The sequence below is a fragment of the Agrobacterium tumefaciens genome (genome assembly GCF_017726655.1).
Classification (GTDB): Bacteria; Pseudomonadota; Alphaproteobacteria; order Rhizobiales; family Rhizobiaceae; genus Agrobacterium; species Agrobacterium tumefaciens_B.
Genome location: NZ_CP072309.1, coordinates 1,960,289 through 1,980,665, shown reverse-complemented (window position 1 = coordinate 1,980,665; position 20,377 = coordinate 1,960,289). Strand labels below are relative to the sequence as shown.

Genomic DNA, 20,377 nt, shown 5'->3' with positions numbered 1-20,377 from the left:
TCATACCTTCTTTCTGAGAGATGCGAAGTAACTGGAAAACAGACCGCGCGCCGCCATGACGACGATCATCAGCACGCCCCACAGCGCGGTGGCCAGATGCTGGTTGGCGCCGAGAAGATTGAGGCCGGACGACAGGAGCTGCAGCACGATGAGCGCGACGAAAACGGGCAGCACCCGGCCGAAACCGCCGAACGGATTGATGCCGCCGAGAAAGGCCGCCAGCACCGTGATCAGCAGATAGGATTCTCCATGACCGACACGGACGGAGTTGAAACGGGCAAGCATGATGATGCCGGCGACAGCACACATCAGACCCGAGAGCGTATAAACGAGCACCTGGATCTTGCGGGTGTTGAGGCCGGAATAACGCGCGGCTTCAATGTTCGAGCCGATCATCAACAGGCCGAAGCCGAGTTTGGTACGCGTTAACAACACATGCCAGAGGCCGACGCAGACGATAAAAATAAGAAGCGGGATTGGCAGGCCGAGAAGCGTACCGTGACCGAGTGGCGCCATATAGGCGGGGAACCCTGACACGTCGCCGCCGCGGGTCAGAAATTCGCCGAGGCCGCGCAAAAAAATCATCATCGACAGCGTCACCAGAATGGGGTGCGCGCGGGTATAAGCGATCGCCGCACCCGTCATGGCACCCGCAGCCCCGCCGGTGGCAAATGCAGCAAGGCAGGCAAAGAAGAAGGCGCTCGGCGGCGCATCCACACCGCCATGGGCCTGGAGTACCCAGGCTGCGGCAAGTCCTGAGAGATTGGCCGCAAAGGTGACTGACAGATTGATCCCGCCCGTCAGCAGCGGCAGCAGCATCGCCAGCGTGAGAAGGCCCAGTTCCGGCAGCTGAAAGGCCACCGAGCCGAACGTCGCAAGCGAGAGAAAGTTATTCGCTAACGTTCCGAAGATGAGCATGACTGCGATGAAGGCAATCACCGGCCCCGCCATGTCCGGACCGAACACCGCATTGAATTTCCTGACGAGGCTGCTCATCGCTGGGCGCTCCCCTTCTTTGTGGATGTCCGTAGGACGCTCGGCAGGAGCCTGTCGAACCGGGTGGACGAGAGAGTGATGGCGATGAGAATGATGGCACCGACGATCATTTTGAACGCAAAGGGAGATACCCCCATCAGGTTGAGGCCGTTCTGGGTGATCGACACCATCAGCACCCCAAGCACGCAGCCGATGACAGAACCTTTGCCGCCGCCAAGCCGCGCACCGCCGAGGACCGTTGCGGCAAGTACATCCAACTCGCGGCCATAAAGCGCGTTCGGTACCACCTCCTGCGCGTAATGGGCCTGCATGAGCCCGGCAATGCCTGCCATCAGGCCAAGCCAGCCGAAGGAAATGTAATGCATGGCGCCGATATTGATCCCGAAGCGGCGTGCGCCTTCCGGATTGTCGCCGAAAGCGTAAAGTTTGCGCCCGACGGTGGTGCGCGAAATCATGAACCAGGTGGCAACGCAGCAGAGGATCATCACCACCACAGGCAGCGTCAGTTCGACCCAGGAACCATCGGGCATCTCGCGCTCGTAAAACACGACCCGCGTCGACAGCCATTCCGGCAGGTCGTAGATCGATACGCCCTTGGTGAAGAACATCAACAGCCCGAAGAAGATGTTGAAGGTGGAGATGGTCGCGACGATGGAGATGATCTTGAGCCGCCAGACCAGGAAGGCATTGACGAAACCGAGACCAAGGCCAACGGCACCGGCGATGATGAACCCCTCCGCCCAGTTGCCGCCGCCGAGCACATTGAGCGCCAGAACGGTGACATATTGAACGACGGAAGCGGCGACCGCGAAGGAAATGTCGATGCCGCCGGAGATCAGCACAACGAGCAGGCCGACCGCAAAGATGATGTTGACCGCCGAGACGTTCAGCACATCGAAAGCATTTGAAATGGTGAGGAACCGGTCGGTGGCGAAAGAAAGCCCCGTGCAGAGCAGGACCATGACCACCAGCAACGTGAATTCGGTCGTATGTCCGAGAATGAGCCTACGCATAGATGGCGGACTCCAGTTCGCTCAGCGACAGGCGTCGCGGATCATAGGTGGCGTGGAACCGGCCTTCGACCATGTGGATGACCCTGTCTGTATTGAAATAGACCTCCGGCGCTTCGTCGGAGATAACGATGATCGACAGGCCTTCTGCCGCGAGCTTGCGGACGATTTCGAAGATGCCGGCGCGCGCCCCGACGTCGACCCCAACTGTGGGTGCGTCGAGGATGAGGATTTTTGGTCCGATCGCCAACCACTTGGCAATTGCCACACGCTGCTGGTTGCCGCCTGAGAGCGTGCGGATCGGATCTTCCGGCAGGCCGATCTTCACCCCGAGCGCTGAAATCCAGCGGGAAACGACATCCGCCTTTTTCGATGGCGAGATGAGGCCGCCGCTCAGCAACTTATCGAGGGAGGCCATGACGAGATTGTCGGCAATGGACTGCGGCTGATTCAAACCCAGTGAGAGCCGGTCTTCGGAGAGATAGGCGACACCTGCCTCAATCGCATCCCGGTTGGAATGAAACTCGACCTTCTTTCCATCGATGAGAATTTCGCCCGATTGCGGTCGGTGCATGCCAAACAGCGTCAGGGCCAGCTCCGTGCGCCCGGCACCGAGAAGGCCGGTGATCCCGAGCGTTTCTCCGCGCCGCAGATCGAAGGAAACATCCTCGAACTCACCCGCCCGGCTCAGACCGCGCACGGAAAGAACAACCGGCTTGTCATCGTGATCGGCGGCAATGACGGCACTGTCAAAGTTGCGGCCGGTCATCAGCTCGGTCACGCGCGACTGCGTCATGCCTTCGACCGGGAAAACACCAACAAGCGATCCGTCCCGCAAAACGGTGATCCGATCCGATATCTCGAGCACTTCCGCCAGACGGTGCGAAACGAAGACGACCGCGACACCGGATGCCGAGAGGTTGCGGACGATGTCGATCAGATAATCCGTCTCCGACTGCGTCAGGGACGCGGTAGGTTCGTCCATGAAAACGAGACGGGCTTCGCCAACCAGCGCACGGGCAATCGCCACGATCTGGCGCTGGGCAATCGGCAGCTCCTTGAGGGGCTTGTCAAGATCAAACGACACGCCAAGCCGCGCCAGCGCCCTTGCCGCAGCATTTTCAATGGCGCGCTTGTCGACGAGGCCAAATCTTCCATTTACCGCAAACTGGAAGCCAATGTTTTCGGCCACTGTCATTTCGTCGAACAGCGCCAGATCCTGCCAGATCACCTGTATGCCAAGCGATTGCGCAAGCGTCGGGTTCATCGCCGCAATGGGCCTGCCGTCGAAGTAGAGCTCAGCACCGCTTTCCGGCGTATAAACGCCGGTTATCACTTTGATGAGCGTGCTCTTGCCGCAACCGTTTTCGCCAGCGAGGCAATGGACTTCGCCCGGATTGACTTCGAAGGCAACACCCTTGAGGGCACGCACGCCACCAAACGTGACCTTGACATTCTTGAGGGACAGGAGCGGTTCTGCGCTCATGATAGCGTCAATCTCCTTTCGCCCCGAATGGTTTTCAAACGTGGCGCTCGGCATGAAATTGAGATCGGTGTCGCGCGGGGCATTTTTCCCGCGCGACACCTTCGGCCTTGGGGAGGATCAGAGGCCCATGGAAACGAGCTTGTCGATGCTTTCCTTGTCGATCTTCAGGAGCTGATCGACAACGATGGTATTACCTTCGGGGTTGATGGTGCCGAGGCCTTCAATGTTGTCGCCTGCCTTCGGGGTCTCACCCTTGGCGATGCGGTCTGCGAGCGTTACGAAGACTTCACCCGCCTGTTTCGGGTTCCACATAAAGCCGCCGGTCAGTGCGCCTGACTTGATGAGCTTGGCGCCCTGTCCCGGCGAGAATGGGCCAATAACGAAGACCTTGCCGTCCTTGCGGCGCTCCTCAACCGCGCGGCCGGCACCGATGGGTCCCTGTGAACCGAACGCCAGGAAGCCCTTGAGATCGGCATTGGCCGACATCAGATCGAGCGCCGTCGAACGGCTCTTGTCCAAGTCTTCAGCGACCCCGTAGCGATCACCGACGAGCTTCATGTCTGGATAGTTTGCCTTGATGTAGGCGATTGCAGCGTCTGCCCAGGCGTTGTGGAGGGGAACGGTGAGCGAACCTACGAAAACGGCATAGGAACCCTTGCCGCCCATCTTTTCCGCCAGCAGCTTTCCATGCGCTTCACCAAAGCCTTTGGCGGATGCGAGTTCGAAATCCCAGTCGGCACCGAGCTGTTTGGGCGATTCATGGGTAATGACCTTGATCCCGGCGGCCTGGGCTTTTTTGAGCACGGGCTCCAGCACCTTGGCGTCATTCGGCACCACACCGATGAAGTCCACCTTCTGGGCGATCAGATCTTCGATAGCGCGGACCTGCAGAGCCGGGTCGGCGCTTGTCGGACCGACCATGAAACCATCCACGCCGAGCTTTTTGCTTTGCTCCTTGATCCCGGCTTCCATGGCGTTGAACCACGGAATACCACCGATCTTAACGACGACGCCAACCTTCGGCCCTTCGGCGAAAGCTACGGATGAGAGCAGCGCGAGCGACAGACCAACCGCCGCACCAATAATCTTCTTCATTGAAGTCCTCCTCAAAAATTGGCAAACGAAACCCGCCCGCAGCATGTTCTTAACCGCCGCGTTCAACATTTCTCATCTCGTTTATTCGAGACTCTCCCTTTGCCACTCCCACAGCAACCATCCTTGCACAATCGATATTGCCAGTTTGCACAATCGATGGTGCAATAACCATATCATGAAGCGCCCTTCCGTCAAGAGGACGCGTGCTCTAATAATCAGAATCAGTTGGGGAGATCACAGTGACGGACATAAGTTCCAAGAAGGCCACGATATACGACCTGTCGATATTGTCCGGCGCATCCGCGTCGACGGTCAGCGCCGTCCTGAACGGATCATGGCGAAAAAGACGGATCTCCGAGGAGACGGCCAACAAAATTCTGTCACTTGCCAAGACGCACCGCTACACCACTAACCTGCAGGCGAGAGGGTTGAGGAGCTCGAAATCGGGACTCATTGGTCTCCTGGTCCCGATCTATGACAACCGATTCTTTTCCTCGATGGCGCAGACATTCGAAGGCCAGGCACGCAAGCGGGGCCTTTCGCCCATGGTTGTATCCGGCCGGCGGGATCCTGAAGAGGAGCGGCGTACCGTCGAGACATTGATTGCCTATTCCATCGATGCGCTCTTCATTGCCGGCGTAACCGATCCAGACGGCGTGCACCAGGTTTGCGCGCGTGCGGCACTGCCGCATGTCAATATCGATCTTCCAGGCAAGTATGCCTCGTCGGTGATTTCCGACAATCGGCACGGCGCGCAGATACTGACCGCGGCGATCCTTGCCCATGCCGCGAAGGCAGGGGCGCTCGGGCCTGACGACGTCGTTTTGTTCGGCGGTCACGATGACTACGCCAGCCGTGCGCGAATTGACGGCTTCCACGCGGCCAAAGCCGCCCATTTCGGCATGGAGGGCGGGGACGATATCGAAATCACGGGTTATTCGCCCCGCATGACAGAACTGGCGTTCGAACGGTTCTACGAACGCAGGGGCCGCCTGCCACGCTGCTTCTTCGTCAACTCATCAATCAATTTCGAAGGGCTGCTGCGTTTCATGGGGCGCCACGATGGCGAGGCCTTTGGCGACATCGTCGTCGGCTGTTTCGACTACGACCCCTTCGCATCCTTCCTTCCCTTCCCGGTCTACATGGTCAAGCCTGATATCGCGCGGATGCTTGAGAAAGGTTTCGACCTGCTGGAGGAGAACCGGAGCGATCCCGAGGTCATCATCATCGAGCCAAAGCTCATCCCGCCGCGGACCGCTCTGGAGGGGCCGCTCGACGACATTTGGGACCCGGTTTCGCTGCGCCGGAGGGTAGAATGACGATCTCCGACTTCGGGCGATCTGGAGACGAGGTACAACATCGCTGCTTTTCGGCGGATTAGGTGCGGGCCGCGTATTGCTCGAATTCTGCAAGACAAGTCGGTCGTGCAAAAAAATAACCCTGAAAAAGCTCGCAGCCGTATGACAGCATCATGCGCAACTCTGCTTCCGTCTCCACCCCTTCGGCAAGGACCTCCAGGGAGAGATCATGTCCCATCCTGACAATGTTTTTTGTTATTGCCGCCAAGCGCCCGCTTTCACTCACGCCCTTGACGAAGCTTCGATCGATTTTGAGCTGCTTTAAAGGCAATTGGCGTAGATAACTCAGCGACGAGTAACCCGTTCCGAAGTCATCAAGCGCGATAGCAAACCCGGCGTGATGCAGCAGCTTCATCTTGGTAATGGCGGCTTCTATATCCGAAAGGAAAACGCTTTCTGTCAATTCCAGCTTGAGCAACCGTGCGTCAATGCCATTTGATGAAACGGCTTCGAGAAGCTGAGCGGAAAATCCCGCATCCACGAAGTGGTCGGCGGTGATGTTGATCGACAATGTGAGGTGGCGCATTGAAGCTTTAGATTGCCAACGGGCAAGCGTCGTGCATGCCTCGGCAATCACCCACGCACCGAGCGTCGGCATGAACCCCGTGCGTTGCGCAAGCGGGATGAATTCCGCAGGCGGTATGTGGCCACGCTTGGGATGGTTCCAGCGCAAAAGCGCTTCCGCACCGCTCAGCGAACCGTCCGTCCGCACCTGCGCCTGATAGAAAAGTTCGAATTGCCCGTTGGAGAGTGCGGATCGCAGCTCGAGTGCATTTTTTGTCTGGCTTCGGAATTGAGCCTGCATCGCTGCGACGCCACCGCACAACATACCCGTTGCGAATATGCCGTTGAACCATGCGCTGACGCTTCGGACATCCTGTGAGATCGGGGTGCTGAAAGGGAGGTTGGCGGCGGAAGCACACAGGAAAATAAAAGCCAGAAGACCCGCCGTAATAACGACAAACTGCGGGAGCGAGCGCTGACGTTGAAGATTCATATAGCCGACGAAAACGATGACGAGGAGGTAGAGGTGCGTCGTTCTTGGAACCGCCGCGTCCTGAACATCGATAAATAGCGAATACCAGCAGACAAACAGGGTGCAAGCGATCTGAGCGAGAATGAGACCGCATGAAAAATGGCCCCTCAGGCAAATCACCCAGCACGGAATGACTGCGACGCCAAGCAGAAGAAGGCTGACCGCGATATTCCAGCGTCCTGTCAAAACGAAGAAGATGAACCAGCCAGTCCCGAGCGCAAGACCAAGCCATGCGGCTATGCGGCACAGGAGATGAAGGTGCTGCGAATATTCCTCACGGTCTCTGGTCTTTTGAAAGGGCATGCTGGCCTTGCTCGATATGAAAAGCGGCGAGCCCGCTCCTTGCTGGAAAAGCCGGCAGGACGCTAGAGCAACACCACCGCACTTGCGAGATTTCCGGCAACGGGGTTAAACAAAGCGGAATCCGGTGCGACTAATTTTCATCACCAATATCTGTGCAGGCTCTCGTATCGGCGTCTTCACACAGCCGCCGAATGCCAATTTATAAGACCTGGACTGTTCTCATCCGCAGCCAAATTGCATTGGCCCGCCCCCGGTGAGGCGGGCCTGCCTTAACACGACTAGGTCATGTCGGATTGCCAGAAACGATAAAGCTCCGCGACATTGCCGCCGGTCATGAGCGGCATCGCAGCCTTCAGTTGCTGCGCCTGCCAATTCCACCATTTCATCTCGAGTAGCATCGCGATGCTGTCATCATCGAACCGCTTTCGGATGGTTTTCGCGGGATTGCCGCCAACGATGGCATAGGGTTCAACATTCTTCGTCACAAGAGCCCGCGTCCCGATCACGGCGCCGTCGCCCACCGTAATGCCGGGCATGATGATCGCTTCTGAGCCGATCCAGACATCATTGCCGATAACGGTGTCGCCAGCAGGCAGATAACCGTTCGCGGCATTCTCGAATTCCGGCACCTCCGGCATGAAGAAAAACGGGAAGGTGCTGATCCACTCGTTACGATGGCCCTGATTACCGGCCATGATGAAGGCGGCTCCTGAACCGATCGAGCAGAAGCTACCGATAATCAGCCTGTCTGCGCCTTCATCGGGCAAAAGATAACGAGCGCAATCCTCAAAGCTATGGCCGTGATAGTAGCCGGAGTAATAGCTGTACTTCCCGACCACGAGGTTCGGGTTCCTTACCTGCTTATCAAGCGTGACGCCCCTGAAGGGGCTTTCAAAATAGTTTTCCATGGAGATGATCTCACTGCACCTGGTCGCATTCGCTCGCCTTCAGACAAGCCTGTGCCGAACGCAAGCCAGCCGGCTTTGCGTCGGGTGCTCCTCGCGCGCAGGCGGGAGCTAGATGCAGGTGATACTCGAGGTTTTTATCATGCGCCCTGGTTACCGCAAAATGACCGGAAGGCCAAGCAGGATTAGACCGATGAAGGCTGAAAAGCAGAAAACCGAAGATCTAAGCAAAGCTCTGATCTTCGGCATTGATGTCGTATCTGCGCCCTCGGCACCCTGCCAGTTGCCTTGGCCAGTCAGCGGACGACGGTCAGAACTCCTCCCAGTTGCCCACGTCGGCTTTCAAAGCCGTATTACCGGAAAACGCCGCCCTGATGCGCCCACCGAGTGCGCGGGCGGGCGAGGCAGCTGGTCGGTCGGCAGCAGAAGCACCGCGCACGGGAGCGGATGCGTCAGCATAACCGGCTTCAGTGAGCTTGAACTGGGCGATCAGCTGGTTCAGCGACGATGCCTCACGTGCAAGGCCGTGACTTGCCGCTGTGCTTTCTTCTACCATCGCAGCATTTTTCTGCGTGTCCTGATCCATCTGGTTCACAGCCGTATTGATCTGATGCAGCCCGGAAGATTGCTCCTGTGCCGATTCAGAAATGGCCGCAACGTGGCGGTTGATTTCCTGCACTTCCGAAACGATGAGCTGCAGAGCTTTCCCGGTTTCACCAACCAGCTGCACGCCCTGTTGTACCTGCCCGTTCGATGTCATGATCAGGTTTTTGATTTCCTTGGCGGCATTGGCGGAACGCTGGGCAAGTTCACGCACCTCCTGTGCGACGACGGCAAAACCCTTGCCGGCATCACCCGCTCGCGCCGCTTCCACACCGGCGTTCAGCGCAAGAAGGTTCGTCTGAAACGCGATCTCGTCGATTACGCCAATGATGTTGGAAATTTCATTGGCGGAGCTGGCGATCTGCTCCATGGCGGAGACGGCCTTTTGGACGACTTCGCCGGATTTTTCCGCGCCGATCTTTGCGCGACCGACGAGTTGGCCCGCTTCCTGCGCCCGCCTGGTCGAATCCCGTACCGTCGTCGTAATTTCTTCAAGTGCCGCTGCCGTCTCTTCCACTGCAGCAGCCTGCTGCTCCGTCCGTCTTGCCAAGTCGTCCGCCGCGGATCTGATCTCGTTGGCGCCAGCGTCGATTCCGCGTGCATTCTGCGCGACCTGTGTCAGCGTCGATTGCAGCTGTTCGGCCGCCCGGTTGAAATCGCCGCGAATACCATCAAGGCTCGGCACAAAAGGCTGGGCAATCCGATAGGTCACATCACCTTCCGCGATCCTTGAGAGCGCGGTTGCAAGATTGTTGACGGCAAACTGGATGTCGGCCGCCTCCTGCGCCTTCTGTTTTTCGCGCTCGATTCGATCCTTCTCGGACATCGACCGGTTGGCTTCGGTCTCATTTTCAAGCCTGATGCGCTCAATCGCGTTTTCGCGGAACGCCTGAACGGTCGCCGCCATCTGACCCACTTCGTCGCCGCGATCCTTACCGTCGATCTCGCTTGACGTGTCGCCGGCGGCGAGAGATTCCATTCGCGCGCGAAGGCGCGCTATCGGTGTGGTAATGCCGCGAGAGCAGATGAGAAGGCCAAGGGCAATAACGGCAAGCGACACCAGCGCCAGCGCGATAAGGCCTGTCCAGATCGTCGTTGTCGTGCTGGCCGTCAGCCGCTCCCTGCCATCATTCATGACCTGAATGAGTTGCTCGTTGCCGGCACTGATCTTCGGCGAGACCTCAGCGATTTTCTTCAGCACATTGAGCGCCATAAGCTGCGCTTCGGCCTGCTTGCCAGCCTGCGCAAGGGTGATGACCTGATTGCCGATCTCCTCGACTTCAACAACACCCTTCAGGATGTCACGGGCTGCCTCCGTGCGCGCCGGGACAAGTTCCATGATCTTGTTCTGGCGCTCTTCGAGCTGCTTGCGATCTGCCCTGAAGGTTTTGACGGCTGCATTGAAATCGCTGCTGGTCGGGTCATTAAGGCTGGCGCGCAACATCTGCATGCCGAGCGCGTTCAGATTGCCGCTCGTTCTGGCGTTCAGCACGGCAGCAAGCGCCTCATGTCCGATAAAGTCGCTATAAACGGCGTCGGTGCTTTTATATTGCATACTGACATAGCCTATGCCGAACAGTGACATCAGGCTCATCAACGAGATAACAAAAACGACCTTCGTTTTTATCTTGGTATTCTTCAGGAAAGACATAAATGGCCTCAAGGCAAGCGCTCTCTCGCTGCCGATAAGGCAGACTCGAGAACGATATGATAAAACATCGCGGGTAGCTGTTGCCCCTCCTCATAGGGCGACAAGCAGAAGCGTTTCGAAATCGCGCCCAAGGCGTCTCTGAGCTGTTCTACTTGTTCTACCGGCTCCGGATGAACCCTTGGAACCTGCGTATTTTAGATTTCACGAAATCACTAAATGAAGTGTTACCTAGCCGTGCAAGTGCTGACAATTCAGCAGCAAAAAGTTCGTTTCGCGGCTTGGCAGGAAGCACGAAGAAGTCCGTCTATGAAAATGAAAACGCAGCGAAAATTTCTTTCCGCTGCGCTCGATCTTGAGACGCTCGTCCGGGTGAACGCATTCACAATCCAACCCGAGAGCGGAGGCGCTTAGTAATGCACCGACTGGGAATCGATCGGCGTCGTCTTCGGCGGCGCGAACTTCGTCAGATCGATCCCCTCGACGGCAGAGCGGTACTCATCAATGCTCGGTGTGCGACCTAGAATTGCCGAGAGCACGACGACCGGGGTGGAAGCGAGCAGCGATTCACCCTTTTTGTCGGCGCTGTCTTCCACGACGCGTCCCTGGAAAAGACGGGTTGAGGTTGCGAGAACCGTATCCCCTTTTGCGGCCTTTTCCTGGTTGCCCATGCAAAGATTGCAGCCCGGACGCTCGAGATACAAAATGTTCTCATAGGAGGTGCGGTTCGTGGTCTTCGGGTTGAGGTCATCGAACTCGAAACCGGAATACTTCTGCAGGATTTCCCAATCCCCTTCCGCTTTCAGCTCGTCGATGATGTTGTAGGTCGGCGCGGCGACGACGAGCGGCGCCTTGAACTCGACCTTGCCTTCAGTCTTTTCGATGTTGCGCAGCATCTGCGCAACGATCTTAACGTCGCCCTTGTGCACCATGCACGAGCCGACAAAACCGAGATCGACCTTCTTGGAAGCGCCGTAGTAGGAAACGGGGCGGATCGTGTCGTGCGTGTAGCGTCTGGAGACGTCGTTGTTGTTGACGTCAGGATCGGCAATCATCGGCTCGTTGATAACGTCGAGGTCGACAACGACCTCGGCGAAATATTTCGCGTTGGCGTCCGGCTTCAAAGCTGGTGTTTCACCTGAACGGATTTCAGCAATCCGTTGATCTGCCTTCGCAATCAGACCCTTGAGCGTCTGGGCCTCATTATCCATTCCCTTGTCGATCATGATCTGGATGCGCGACTTCGCAATTTCCAGTGACTCGATCAGCGTCTCGTCTTCGGAAATGCAGATCGACGCCTTGGCCTTCATCTCGGCCGTCCAGTCGGTGAAAGTAAAGGCCTGGTCGGCGAGCAGCGTACCGATATGCACTTCGATCACGCGGCCCTGGAAGACGTTGTCGCCGTGCTGCTGGAGCATCTGTGCCTGGGTGGCATGCACCACATCGCGGAAGTCCATATAGGGCTGCATCGTGCCCTTGAAGGTAACCTTGACCGATTGCGGGATCGGCATGGTCGCTTCACCGGTTGCCAGCGCCAGCGCAACGGTGCCGGAATCCGCACCGAATGCGACACCCTTGGACATGCGGGTGTGGCTGTCGCCGCCGATGATGATTGCCCGGTCATCAACGGTAATGTCGTTTAGCACCTTGTGGATCACGTCCGTCATGGAGTGATAGACGCCCTTCGGGTCACGGCCCGTGATGACGCCGAAATTGTGCATGAAGGACATGAGCTTCGGCGTGTTGGCCTGCGCCTTCTTGTCCCAGACGGAGGCCGTGTGGCAGCCCGACTGATAGGCGCCATCCACCAGCGGCGAAATGACGGTCGCCGCCATCGCTTCCAGTTCCTGTGCCGTCATCAGACCGGTCGTGTCCTGCGAACCGACGATGTTGACCTTAACGCGAACGTCGGAGCCGGCATGCAGGACCTTGCCGGGCGTGACACCAACCGCATTGCGGTTAAAGATCTTCTCGACGGCCGTAAGGCCCTGCCCTTCGATGGAGATTTCCTTGTTTGGCGCAAAGACCGGGGTTGGCTCAACGCCGAGCGTTTCAGCAGCGAAGGTCTGAAGCTTCTTGCCGAACACGATGGCGTAGGAGCTGCCCGCCTTCATGAACTCCATCTTCTGAGGCGTGAAGGACGCGGCGAGGTCCACCAGCTCGGTGCCGTTTTCGTCACGAAGCTTGTGGTTTTTGGTGTCGATTTTCAAAACCGTACCGGTTTCGACCGAATATTTCTGCTCAAGGATCGGATTGCCGTCATTGTTCAGGATTGGCTTGCCATCTTCGCCGAGCTTCTTCACCCAGTTTTTAAGGTTGACACCAATGCCGCCAGTCACGTCAACGGTGGTTGCGAAGATCGGCGAAATGCCATTGGTACCGGCAACGATCGGCGCGTAGTTGACGAATGGCACATAGGGGCTTGCCTGCTTTCCCGTCCACAGCGCGACGTTGTTGACGCCGGACATGCGCGAGGAGCCAACGCCCATCGTGCCTTTTTCGGCGATCATCATCACCTGCTTGTCAGGATGCTGCTTTTGAAGCGCCACGATCTGTGCCTGCGCTTCGGGAGAGATCATACACTGGCCGTGCAACTGGCGGTCGGAGCGCGAATGGGCCTGATTGCCGGGCGAAAGCAGGTCGGTCGAAATATCGCCTTCCGCAGCGATGAAAGTGACAACCTTGATCTCGTCTTCGACGTCGGGAAGCTTGGTGAAAAACTCTGCCTTCGCGTAGCTTTCCAGCACGCCCTGGGCGATGGCGTTGCCGGCCTTGTAGGCATCGCGCAGGCGGAACATGTCAGCGTCGTAGAGGAATACCTGGGTTTTCAGGACTTCGCCCGCCTTGACGGCGATCTCGGCATCGTTACCAAGCGCGATATCGAGCAGAACCTTGATGGACGGTCCACCCTTCATGTGCGACAGCAGTTCGAGCGCAAACGTCGGCGTAATCTCGGGAACGATGACGTCGCCGAGGATGATCTGCTTGAGGAAGGCAGCCTTGACGCCAGCGGCGCTCGTTGTACCGGGCAGCGTATTGTAGATGAAGAACTTCAGCGCATCGGCGCGATGGTCGCTCCCAGCATCCTTGATCAGCTCGATGATTTCGGCTGTCAGTGCGCCATCGTCAATCGGCTTCGGCGCGAGACCCTGTGGTTCTCTGCTTTTGATTTCAGCCAGGTAATCCAAGTAAAGTGTCATCGCTGTCCCAACGTTGAGGTGTCTGTGGAGCCAAGCTCAACGCCACCGGAAGGTCGCGCTGAAAGCCCCGGGTTTTCTGTCGTTTCGACTACGCCAACACGAGGCGGCTGACAAGATGCCGCGGTGCGGTAAGGGCGACGTGGAGGGATAAAAAAGCAAGCATTCGAGCCCGTCAGGACAGGCGTTGGCTTACCTTCGTAAGTTGCGGGCACTACGGCATTTCATCCGATAGTTTTGCAGTCCCGATTGTTAAACATTTATTAACCAAATCGACGCGAGTATTAGCATATTCTAATTACTCGCTATCAGGGCAATTAGAAGGCGCGCATGGCAAAATCGGCAGCGTGACCAGCTTGGGGAGGCAGCATGAGGTTTCGGGCATCAGGCTATCTGTTATCACTGGCGGCGCTGGTTTTCACACCAGCGGCAAGTCTGGCGCAGGTCGCCACCACAAATTTCAACGTCCAGATCACCATTCAGGCCGCATGCCAGATCAATTCGGCCGGCAATCTCGATTTCGGCACGAGCGGCGTCATTGCAGCACCGATTGACGCCACCAGCAACATCGTCGTGCAGTGCACGGCCAGCACCCCGTTCAGTCTCGGCCTCAGCGCCGGCGCTGGTACGGGAGCGACCGTTGCCAATCGTTTGATGACGTCACCAGCGGGCGGGACGATCTCTTACTCGCTCTACACAACTGCGGCCCACACAACGGTGTGGGGCAACACGGTGGGAACCGACCGGCAAACCGGGACCGGCACCGGGGCACCGCAGACCTTCACCGTCTATGGGCGCGTACCTGCCCAGACGACACCCGCGGTCGGCGTCTATACGGATACGGTGACGGCCACGCTCAATTACTGATCGCCACAGGGAGGATCGCGCATGCGTGTTTTTACCTTAGCGGCTGCGTTTTTTGCCGGGTTGAGTGTTTCGCCTACACAGGCTGCATCCCTGCGGGTTGCGCCCGTGCTTCTTGATCTCAAGGCCCCAACGGCTGCCTCGAGCCTTCGCATCTGGAACGATGCGAAAAAGCCGATCAACGTCCAGGTCAGGATTTTCCGCTGGACGCAGCAGAACGGTCAGGATGTATACACTGCAACCCAGGATGTGGTTGCGAGCCCGCCAATGACCCAATTGAAAGGTGGCGCGGAAAATCTCATCCGCATCGTTCGGCTTTCAAAGGGCCCCGTGCGCGGCGAAGAAAGCTACCGCGTCATCGTTGACGAACTGCCCCCGGCGGGAAAACCGCAATCCGGCACAGTCAATCTTGTCGTGCGTCATTCAATACCCGTGTTCTTCGCCCCCGCCGCCACTAACGGAGCCGAACCGGCCTGGAAGATCACGCCCCAGGGCAATGGCTACCGGGTCTCGGTATCCAATACCGGTGACAGGCGCATAAGGCTCGCCAACCTGATGCTCGCCACCGGTAACGGTCAGGCAGTTGCCCGTCAGCAGGGCCTGGTCGGATATGTGCTTGGTGGCTCCGCTGCAAGCTTTGTGGTTCCGGCGATGGGCGGCAAGAAAGGCGGCGGCACATTAAAGATTTCGGCAGACAGCGAAGGCGGCCCCGTCAATGCGACGGCGCGCGTTTCGGGCGGCTGACCTTGCCGTTTTGACGATTGCCGCCCTGACGGTCATTTCATCGAGCAGTCTCTCCGTGGCGCAGGACATACCTCCTGCGGCACAGCCGACCTCTGTTGCCGCAAACGAGGCCGGACAGCTGCAACTCGAAGTCTACATCAACGATGTATCGACAAACATGATCGCCACTTTTCGTCAAAACGCCGCCGGATCGTTTCTCATCGAGCCGCAACAGCTGACCAATATTGGGATCTCCCCGGTCGAAAACGCCATCGGCGACGATGGATGGATTGATATCTCCATGCTGCCCGAGGTCGTGGCGCGTTATGACAGCAGTACACAGTCCATGCATTTTAGCCTGCCGATGACAGCGCGGGCAAGCAAGGTCATCGACGCATCCGGAAAAGCGGCGGCGGAGGAGGATGACGAAACGCAGGAGAAAGCCAGAAGCGATTTTGGAGGTCTGGTGAACTACACGATTTACGGCGCCTCCGGCGGCAATAAATGGTCCGATCTCGCGGACTTCAACGGCATTTCAGCGCTTTTGGAAAGCCGCGCCTTCGGCCCACTCGGCGTGCTGTCCTCGTCGCACGTCCTCAGCACATCGCGCCAGTCTGAATTCGACACGCAGCGCCTAGATACCACCTGGAGCTATTCGGACGAGGAAACACTCACCAGCTACCGCGCCGGCGACCTGATTACCGGCGGGCTGAGCTGGACACGCCCAACGCGTTTGGGCGGATTTCAGATTCGCCGGAACTTCGAGCTGAGGCCCGATATGGTCACGATGCCCATGCCGGAATTTGCGGGCTCGGCGGCCGTGCCATCCACTGTCGATGTCTACGTCAACAATATCCGACGCCTGTCGCAGGATGTGACGGAAGGCCCCTTTTCCATCACCAACCTCCCGGTCATCAGCGGCGTGGGCAATGCAAGGCTGGTGGTGAGAGATGCGCTGGGACGGGAAACCGTTTCGGAAACCCCGTTTTACACGTCGCCGGATTTGCTGACCAAGGGTCTCATCGATTTCTCTGCCGAAGTCGGTTTTGCCCGGCGCAACTACGGAACTTCCTCCTTCGATTATGACGACCGGCTGCTGGGGTCAGCGACGGTGCGCTACGGCGTATCGGATGGGCTGACGGTGGAAGGCCATGCAGAAGGTGGCGACGATTTTTATAATGTCGGCCTGGGCGGGATCTTCACACTCGGATCCCATGGACTGGCGGCCCTTTCCGCCGCATCCAGCCACTTCGGCGACGAAAGCGGCTATCACCTTTCGGCAAGTGTCGAAGCCGAACTGCTTGGCGTGCGGATCAACGCGCGATCGCAACGGGCTTTCGGCGATTACAATGACATGGCATCCGTCTCTTCCAACAACTCAAAAAATCAATTTGCTTCCGGGCTTCTGAGCGTCCGGCCGCCGCGGTCGCTCGACCAGATTTCCGTGTCAACACAACTCGGCTTCGACGAGACCAGCCTGAACTTTTCCTACACCCAGCTTGAAACATTCGACGAGCGCCGATCCCGCCTCCTCGGTCTCTCCGCAACGCGGCCCTTTGGCGAAAGCGGCAATATTTTCGTCACGGCCTACAAGGATTTGGAGGACAGTAATTCCTACGGCATTTTCGCCGGCCTCTCCTGGTCATTCGGCGGTGGCGTGTCGGCCTCAACCGGCATGTCCTCCAATGCCGATGGGTATTCGCTGACGGCCGAGGCCGTGAAATCGGAGGAACATGCGGAGGGGAGTTATGGCTGGCGGCTGCGCGGCGGGCTTGGTGCCAACGACATCGCCTCGGCCTCGGGCAGCTATCGCGGCAGCGCTGCCCGCGTCTCTGCCGGCGTTGACAAGTTCAACAACACGACACAGGCCTATGCGCAAATCGAAGGGTCGATCGCACTCGCCGGGGGCGACGTCTTCTTCGGCAACCGCATCGATGATGCCTTCGCGGTTGTCGATGCGGGTGCACCCGGTGTCGATATCATGCTTGAAAACCGCCCGATCGGCCAGACGAACCGGCGCGGCAAGATATTGCTGCCCAATCTGCGCTCCTATGACCTCAACAATATCACGCTCGATCCCAGCAACTTGCCCGTTGATGCTCGCATCGACCACACCAAGCAGATGGTCAGGCCTACTGAACGTGCTGGCGCCGTTGTCAATTTCAAGGTGGAAACCGAAGGACAGGTGGCGCTGGTGACACTGAAAAACGAGAACGGCGACTTCATCGAAACCGGGTCGACCGGGACAATAGACGGCAAGCGCGATTTCGTCGTCGGTTATGACGGACAGGCTTATCTCGACGACATCGGCGCGACGCACAGGCTTCACATCACCCAGCCGACAAAAGGTGAATGCGAAGCGCAGATCACGGTCTCCCAGGACAGCCAGACGCGCGCAACGTTCGAAACCACGTGCAGGAGCATTCAATGAGGCGTCTTATCCGCGTTGCCATTGCAATTACAGCCGTTCTTTCGGCGGCGCCCGTTCTGGCGCAAACCTGTACTTTCAGCATGTCGGACATGAATTTCGGCTTCGTCAATCTCGCAGGGGGCGCTGCCGTTGACACGACGGCTACCCTTTCGGTGACCTGCAATAATCCGCTTTCTCTGGCGCTTTCCGTTCGCATCTGTCCGAACATCAATGCGGGAAGCGGCGGACAATCGGGCGGTGTCCGCCGGATGCTGCAGGGAAGCAATATCCTCAATTACCAGTTGTACCAGAATTCTGCGCGCACGACGACCTGGGGATCGGTCACACAACCGGCACTCGGATCTCCTCCACCAATCGACCTGGCCTTGCCGCTTCTTGTCAACACCACGACCCGCACCCTGTATGGCCGGATCAATGCCGGTCAGTCCGCAGCGGCGCGAGGCGCATATCTCTCCAGTTTTGCCGGCGCGGAAACGAGTTTCACCTACGAAAGCTACACGCTTCTCGCACCAAGCTGCTCGTCTGTCACCCAGAATGCCACCCAGGTTCCGTTCAACGTAACTGCCGCCGTCGCGCCGACATGCATCGTCTCAGCAAACAACATCAATTTCGGAAGTCACGGCGTGCTCAACACAGCAGTGGATGCGACCGGGGCGATCAATCTGACCTGCACCAGCAATCTAAGCTACAGCGTGGCTTTGAATGGAGGCCTCAGTAACAGTCCGCCTGCCGCACGCAAGATGGTTCAGGGCGCGGCATCCGTTACCTACGGTCTTTACCGTGATGCGGGCCGCACCAATGTCTGGGGTAGCGCCGCGGGCCAGATAGCCGCCGGAACGGGAACGGGTAGCCTGCAGAGCCTGACGGTCTACGGGCGCGTGCCGGCGCAGAACACGCCGGCCCCTGGCAACTATGCCGACACGGTCGTGGTCACCGTAAACTACTGAGCGCCGGCTTCGATGTAATCAGCCCAAGCCCAGTACCAGCCGACGCTCGATACCGATCTCCGCAAGAAATGCCTCGTCGTGGCTGACGACCAGCAACGCGCCGTCATAGGCGCGCAAGCCGGCCTCCACGGCGGCAATGGAATCGATATCAAGGTGGTTCGTCGGCTCGTCCAGGATCAACAGCTGCGGAGGCTCAATGCCGCCCAGAACACAGGCGAGCCCGGCCCGCAGCATCTGCCCGCCCGAGAGTGTTCCAGCGATCTGCAAAGCAGCATCCGCGCGGAACATGAAGCGCGCAAGTGCCGCCCGGCAGGCGTTGTCACCTGCCTGCGGATTGAGCCGCATGAAATTGTCGCGGATGGACAGGGTTGCATCCAGCAGACTGACCTGCTGATCGAGAAATACGGCTTTGACGCCGACATCCACGGCTCCAGCGAACGGCGGCAACTTACCCGTGATGACTGAAAGCAGCGTTGTTTTCCCCGATCCATTGGGGCCAGTCACGGCAACGCGCTGCGGCCCGATGATCTCAAAGGAGAGATCGCGAAGCAGGGGTTGTTGGGCCTCATAGCCTGCGGTCAGGTTCTGCAATCGGAGCACCATTTTTGTCGCATGTAGCCCACTCGACGGCAAAGTGACGCTGACAGACTGCAGGATTTCGATCCGCTCCCGCGCCGCAATCAGATCGTCCGTTGCCGAGGCTGCCAGACGGCCGGCGAGGTTGGCGTTACCGCCGCTTGTTTTTTCGGCCCGCCTTTTCATCGCGCCGGCAACAATGCCGGGCATATCTCCGCGCGCCGCCTTCGCAGCACCCCTGCTGTCACGCCGCGCCTTGCGCTCCAGGGCTTCCTGCGACCGGCGCTTTACCTCGGACAGACGCTTTTCCGCATTCGCGAAGTCCTGTTCGGCGGCGGCCAGCTCCAGCGCTTTTTGTGCGCGGTAGCGGCTCCAGTTACCACCGTAGCGGGAAGCGCCGAGCGTCGTCATCTCCATAATCGCGTCGAGGGTTTCGAGAAGCCCCCGATCATGACTGACGACGATCGCTCCGCCGCGCCAGCCCGCCAGAAAATCGGCAACGAAAATGCGCCCGTCCCGGTCGAGATTGTTGGTCGGTTCATCGAGGATCAGGAAATCCGGCGCAGCATGGATTTGAGCAGCAAGTGCGACCCGCGTGCGCTGGCCGCCCGATAAAGCCGAAAGCGGCGTGGTGGGCAAGGCGTCCAACCCGACCTGCGCGAGCGCCCCGGCAATTTTCTCCTCCAGCATCCAGTCGATGTCTTCAAGCGCTTCCAGAGTGGCCGTTCCCGCCTGCGCACGGGCAAGCACGTCCAGCGTGTCGCGCGCTCCAAACAGGTCGGCGACGGTCTCGTCGGAGACGACCTGCACGCTCTGGCGCAGAAGATTGACGCTGCCCGATACGGAAACTGTGCCTGCGGACGGCGTCAGCTCTCCGGCGATCAATTTGAGAAGCGTCGTCTTGCCGACGCCGTTGCGCCCGACGAGGCCGGTGCGTTCGGGTCCGAAGCGAAGATTGATGTTAGAAAAGAGCGGATGACCGTCAGGTGTCGACCACGACAGGTCCGAAAGCGTGATGGAATGCGGCATGGATATGGGTTCTCCGGATGACAAGGCGTTGCGGCTTTGTGATCAGGTGGAAATCCATGGTGCACCATCCTGTTTGTGTTGCGGACAATGTGTCCTAAGCAAAAAAAGCGGCACCTTCGTGGCGCCGATAGCTGGGCGGGGTAAGGATACGCCGGGCGCTCCGGCGTATC

At 58.5% G+C, this 20,377-nt stretch carries 14 protein-coding genes; 5 read left to right on the top strand and 9 right to left on the bottom strand.

The window, feature by feature from the left end:
• The 4 genes from AT6N2_RS23280 to AT6N2_RS23265 form a co-directional block, all read right to left on the bottom strand.
• Window positions 1–996, bottom strand: a complete 996-nt coding sequence (locus AT6N2_RS23280; RefSeq protein WP_209091672.1) for an ABC transporter permease — start codon at window positions 994–996, stop codon at window positions 1–3.
• The gene (locus tag AT6N2_RS23275) at window positions 993–2,009 is read right to left on the bottom strand and encodes an ABC transporter permease (RefSeq protein ID WP_209091671.1); all 1,017 of its coding nucleotides are present in this window, start codon (window positions 2,007–2,009) and stop codon (window positions 993–995) included. Before AT6N2_RS23275 ends, AT6N2_RS23280 begins: the two co-directional genes overlap by 4 nt.
• Window positions 2,002–3,492 (bottom strand): sugar ABC transporter ATP-binding protein, encoded by a 1,491-nt coding sequence (locus tag AT6N2_RS23270; RefSeq protein ID WP_209091670.1) that lies wholly within the window; start codon window positions 3,490–3,492, stop codon window positions 2,002–2,004. The genes AT6N2_RS23275 and AT6N2_RS23270 overlap by 8 nt, the downstream gene beginning before the upstream one ends.
• 117 nt (window positions 3,493–3,609) lie before the next feature.
• The gene (locus tag AT6N2_RS23265) at window positions 3,610–4,587 is read right to left on the bottom strand and encodes a substrate-binding domain-containing protein (protein WP_209091668.1); all 978 of its coding nucleotides are present in this window, start codon (window positions 4,585–4,587) and stop codon (window positions 3,610–3,612) included.
• 239 nt (window positions 4,588–4,826) lie between these two features.
• Here AT6N2_RS23265 and AT6N2_RS23260 point away from each other — a divergent pair, with 239 nt between their 5' ends.
• Window positions 4,827–5,906, top strand: a complete 1,080-nt coding sequence (locus tag AT6N2_RS23260) for a LacI family DNA-binding transcriptional regulator (protein WP_209091666.1) — start codon at window positions 4,827–4,829, stop codon at window positions 5,904–5,906.
• Between the two features lie 58 nt (window positions 5,907–5,964).
• Here AT6N2_RS23260 and AT6N2_RS23255 read toward each other — a convergent pair whose 3' ends face one another.
• The 4 genes from AT6N2_RS23255 to AT6N2_RS23240 form a co-directional block, all read right to left on the bottom strand.
• Window positions 5,965–7,167: a putative bifunctional diguanylate cyclase/phosphodiesterase gene (locus AT6N2_RS23255; RefSeq protein WP_233282579.1), complete on the bottom strand. Its 1,203-nt coding sequence runs from the start codon at window positions 7,165–7,167 to the stop codon at window positions 5,965–5,967.
• Window positions 7,168–7,562: 395 nt separating this feature from the next.
• Window positions 7,563–8,192 (bottom strand): type B chloramphenicol O-acetyltransferase, encoded by a 630-nt coding sequence (gene catB, locus AT6N2_RS23250; RefSeq protein WP_209091662.1) that lies wholly within the window; start codon window positions 8,190–8,192, stop codon window positions 7,563–7,565.
• Between the two features lie 307 nt (window positions 8,193–8,499).
• Window positions 8,500–10,443: a methyl-accepting chemotaxis protein gene (locus AT6N2_RS23245; RefSeq protein WP_209091660.1), complete on the bottom strand. Its 1,944-nt coding sequence runs from the start codon at window positions 10,441–10,443 to the stop codon at window positions 8,500–8,502.
• A 407-nt stretch (window positions 10,444–10,850) separates the two neighbouring features.
• Window positions 10,851–13,640, bottom strand: coding sequence for a bifunctional aconitate hydratase 2/2-methylisocitrate dehydratase (locus tag AT6N2_RS23240; protein ID WP_209091659.1), 2,790 nt, complete (start codon window positions 13,638–13,640; stop codon window positions 10,851–10,853).
• 366 nt (window positions 13,641–14,006) lie between these two features.
• On the opposite strand from AT6N2_RS23240, the gene AT6N2_RS23235 reads away from it, so the two are divergent.
• From AT6N2_RS23235 to AT6N2_RS23220, 4 genes are read left to right on the top strand one after another with little or no spacing between them, the layout of a single operon-like run.
• Window positions 14,007–14,504, top strand: a complete 498-nt coding sequence (locus AT6N2_RS23235; RefSeq protein WP_209091658.1) for a Csu type fimbrial protein — start codon at window positions 14,007–14,009, stop codon at window positions 14,502–14,504.
• Window positions 14,505–14,525: 21 nt separating this feature from the next.
• Window positions 14,526–15,245 carry a fimbrial biogenesis chaperone gene (locus tag AT6N2_RS23230; RefSeq protein WP_209091657.1) on the top strand — a complete coding sequence of 240 codons (720 nt, stop codon included), beginning with the start codon at window positions 14,526–14,528 and terminating at the stop codon, window positions 15,243–15,245.
• Window positions 15,217–17,655, top strand: coding sequence for a fimbria/pilus outer membrane usher protein (locus AT6N2_RS23225; protein ID WP_209091656.1), 2,439 nt, complete (start codon window positions 15,217–15,219; stop codon window positions 17,653–17,655). Before AT6N2_RS23230 ends, AT6N2_RS23225 begins: the two co-directional genes overlap by 29 nt.
• Window positions 17,652–18,602, top strand: coding sequence for a Csu type fimbrial protein (locus tag AT6N2_RS23220; protein WP_209091655.1), 951 nt, complete (start codon window positions 17,652–17,654; stop codon window positions 18,600–18,602). The genes AT6N2_RS23225 and AT6N2_RS23220 overlap by 4 nt, the downstream gene beginning before the upstream one ends.
• Before the next feature lie 18 nt (window positions 18,603–18,620).
• Here AT6N2_RS23220 and AT6N2_RS23215 read toward each other — a convergent pair whose 3' ends face one another.
• Complete coding sequence (locus AT6N2_RS23215; RefSeq protein WP_209091654.1) at window positions 18,621–20,207, bottom strand: ABC-F family ATP-binding cassette domain-containing protein; 1,587 nt, start codon at window positions 20,205–20,207, stop codon at window positions 18,621–18,623.
• Window positions 20,208–20,377: the final 170 nt, after the last annotated feature.

Excerpts from the sequence above, each read along its gene's own strand:
- AT6N2_RS23280 (WP_209091672.1), bottom strand. The coding sequence starts at position 996 with ATGAGCAGCCTCGTCAGGAAATTCAATGCGGTGTTCGGTCCGGACATG.
- AT6N2_RS23275 (WP_209091671.1), bottom strand. The coding sequence starts at position 2,009 with ATGCGTAGGCTCATTCTCGGACATACGACCGAATTCACGTTGCTGGTG.
- AT6N2_RS23270 (WP_209091670.1), bottom strand. The coding sequence starts at position 3,492 with ATGAGCGCAGAACCGCTCCTGTCCCTCAAGAATGTCAAGGTCACGTTT.
- AT6N2_RS23265 (WP_209091668.1), bottom strand. The coding sequence starts at position 4,587 with ATGAAGAAGATTATTGGTGCGGCGGTTGGTCTGTCGCTCGCGCTGCTC.
- catB (WP_209091662.1), bottom strand. The coding sequence starts at position 8,192 with ATGGAAAACTATTTTGAAAGCCCCTTCAGGGGCGTCACGCTTGATAAG.
- AT6N2_RS23245 (WP_209091660.1), bottom strand. The coding sequence starts at position 10,443 with ATGTCTTTCCTGAAGAATACCAAGATAAAAACGAAGGTCGTTTTTGTT.
- AT6N2_RS23240 (WP_209091659.1), bottom strand. The coding sequence starts at position 13,640 with ATGACACTTTACTTGGATTACCTGGCTGAAATCAAAAGCAGAGAACCA.
- AT6N2_RS23235 (WP_209091658.1), top strand. The coding sequence starts at position 14,007 with ATGAGGTTTCGGGCATCAGGCTATCTGTTATCACTGGCGGCGCTGGTT.
- AT6N2_RS23230 (WP_209091657.1), top strand. The coding sequence starts at position 14,526 with ATGCGTGTTTTTACCTTAGCGGCTGCGTTTTTTGCCGGGTTGAGTGTT.
- AT6N2_RS23225 (WP_209091656.1), top strand. The coding sequence starts at position 15,217 with ATGCGACGGCGCGCGTTTCGGGCGGCTGACCTTGCCGTTTTGACGATT.
- AT6N2_RS23220 (WP_209091655.1), top strand. The coding sequence starts at position 17,652 with ATGAGGCGTCTTATCCGCGTTGCCATTGCAATTACAGCCGTTCTTTCG.
- AT6N2_RS23215 (WP_209091654.1), bottom strand. The coding sequence starts at position 20,207 with ATGCCGCATTCCATCACGCTTTCGGACCTGTCGTGGTCGACACCTGAC.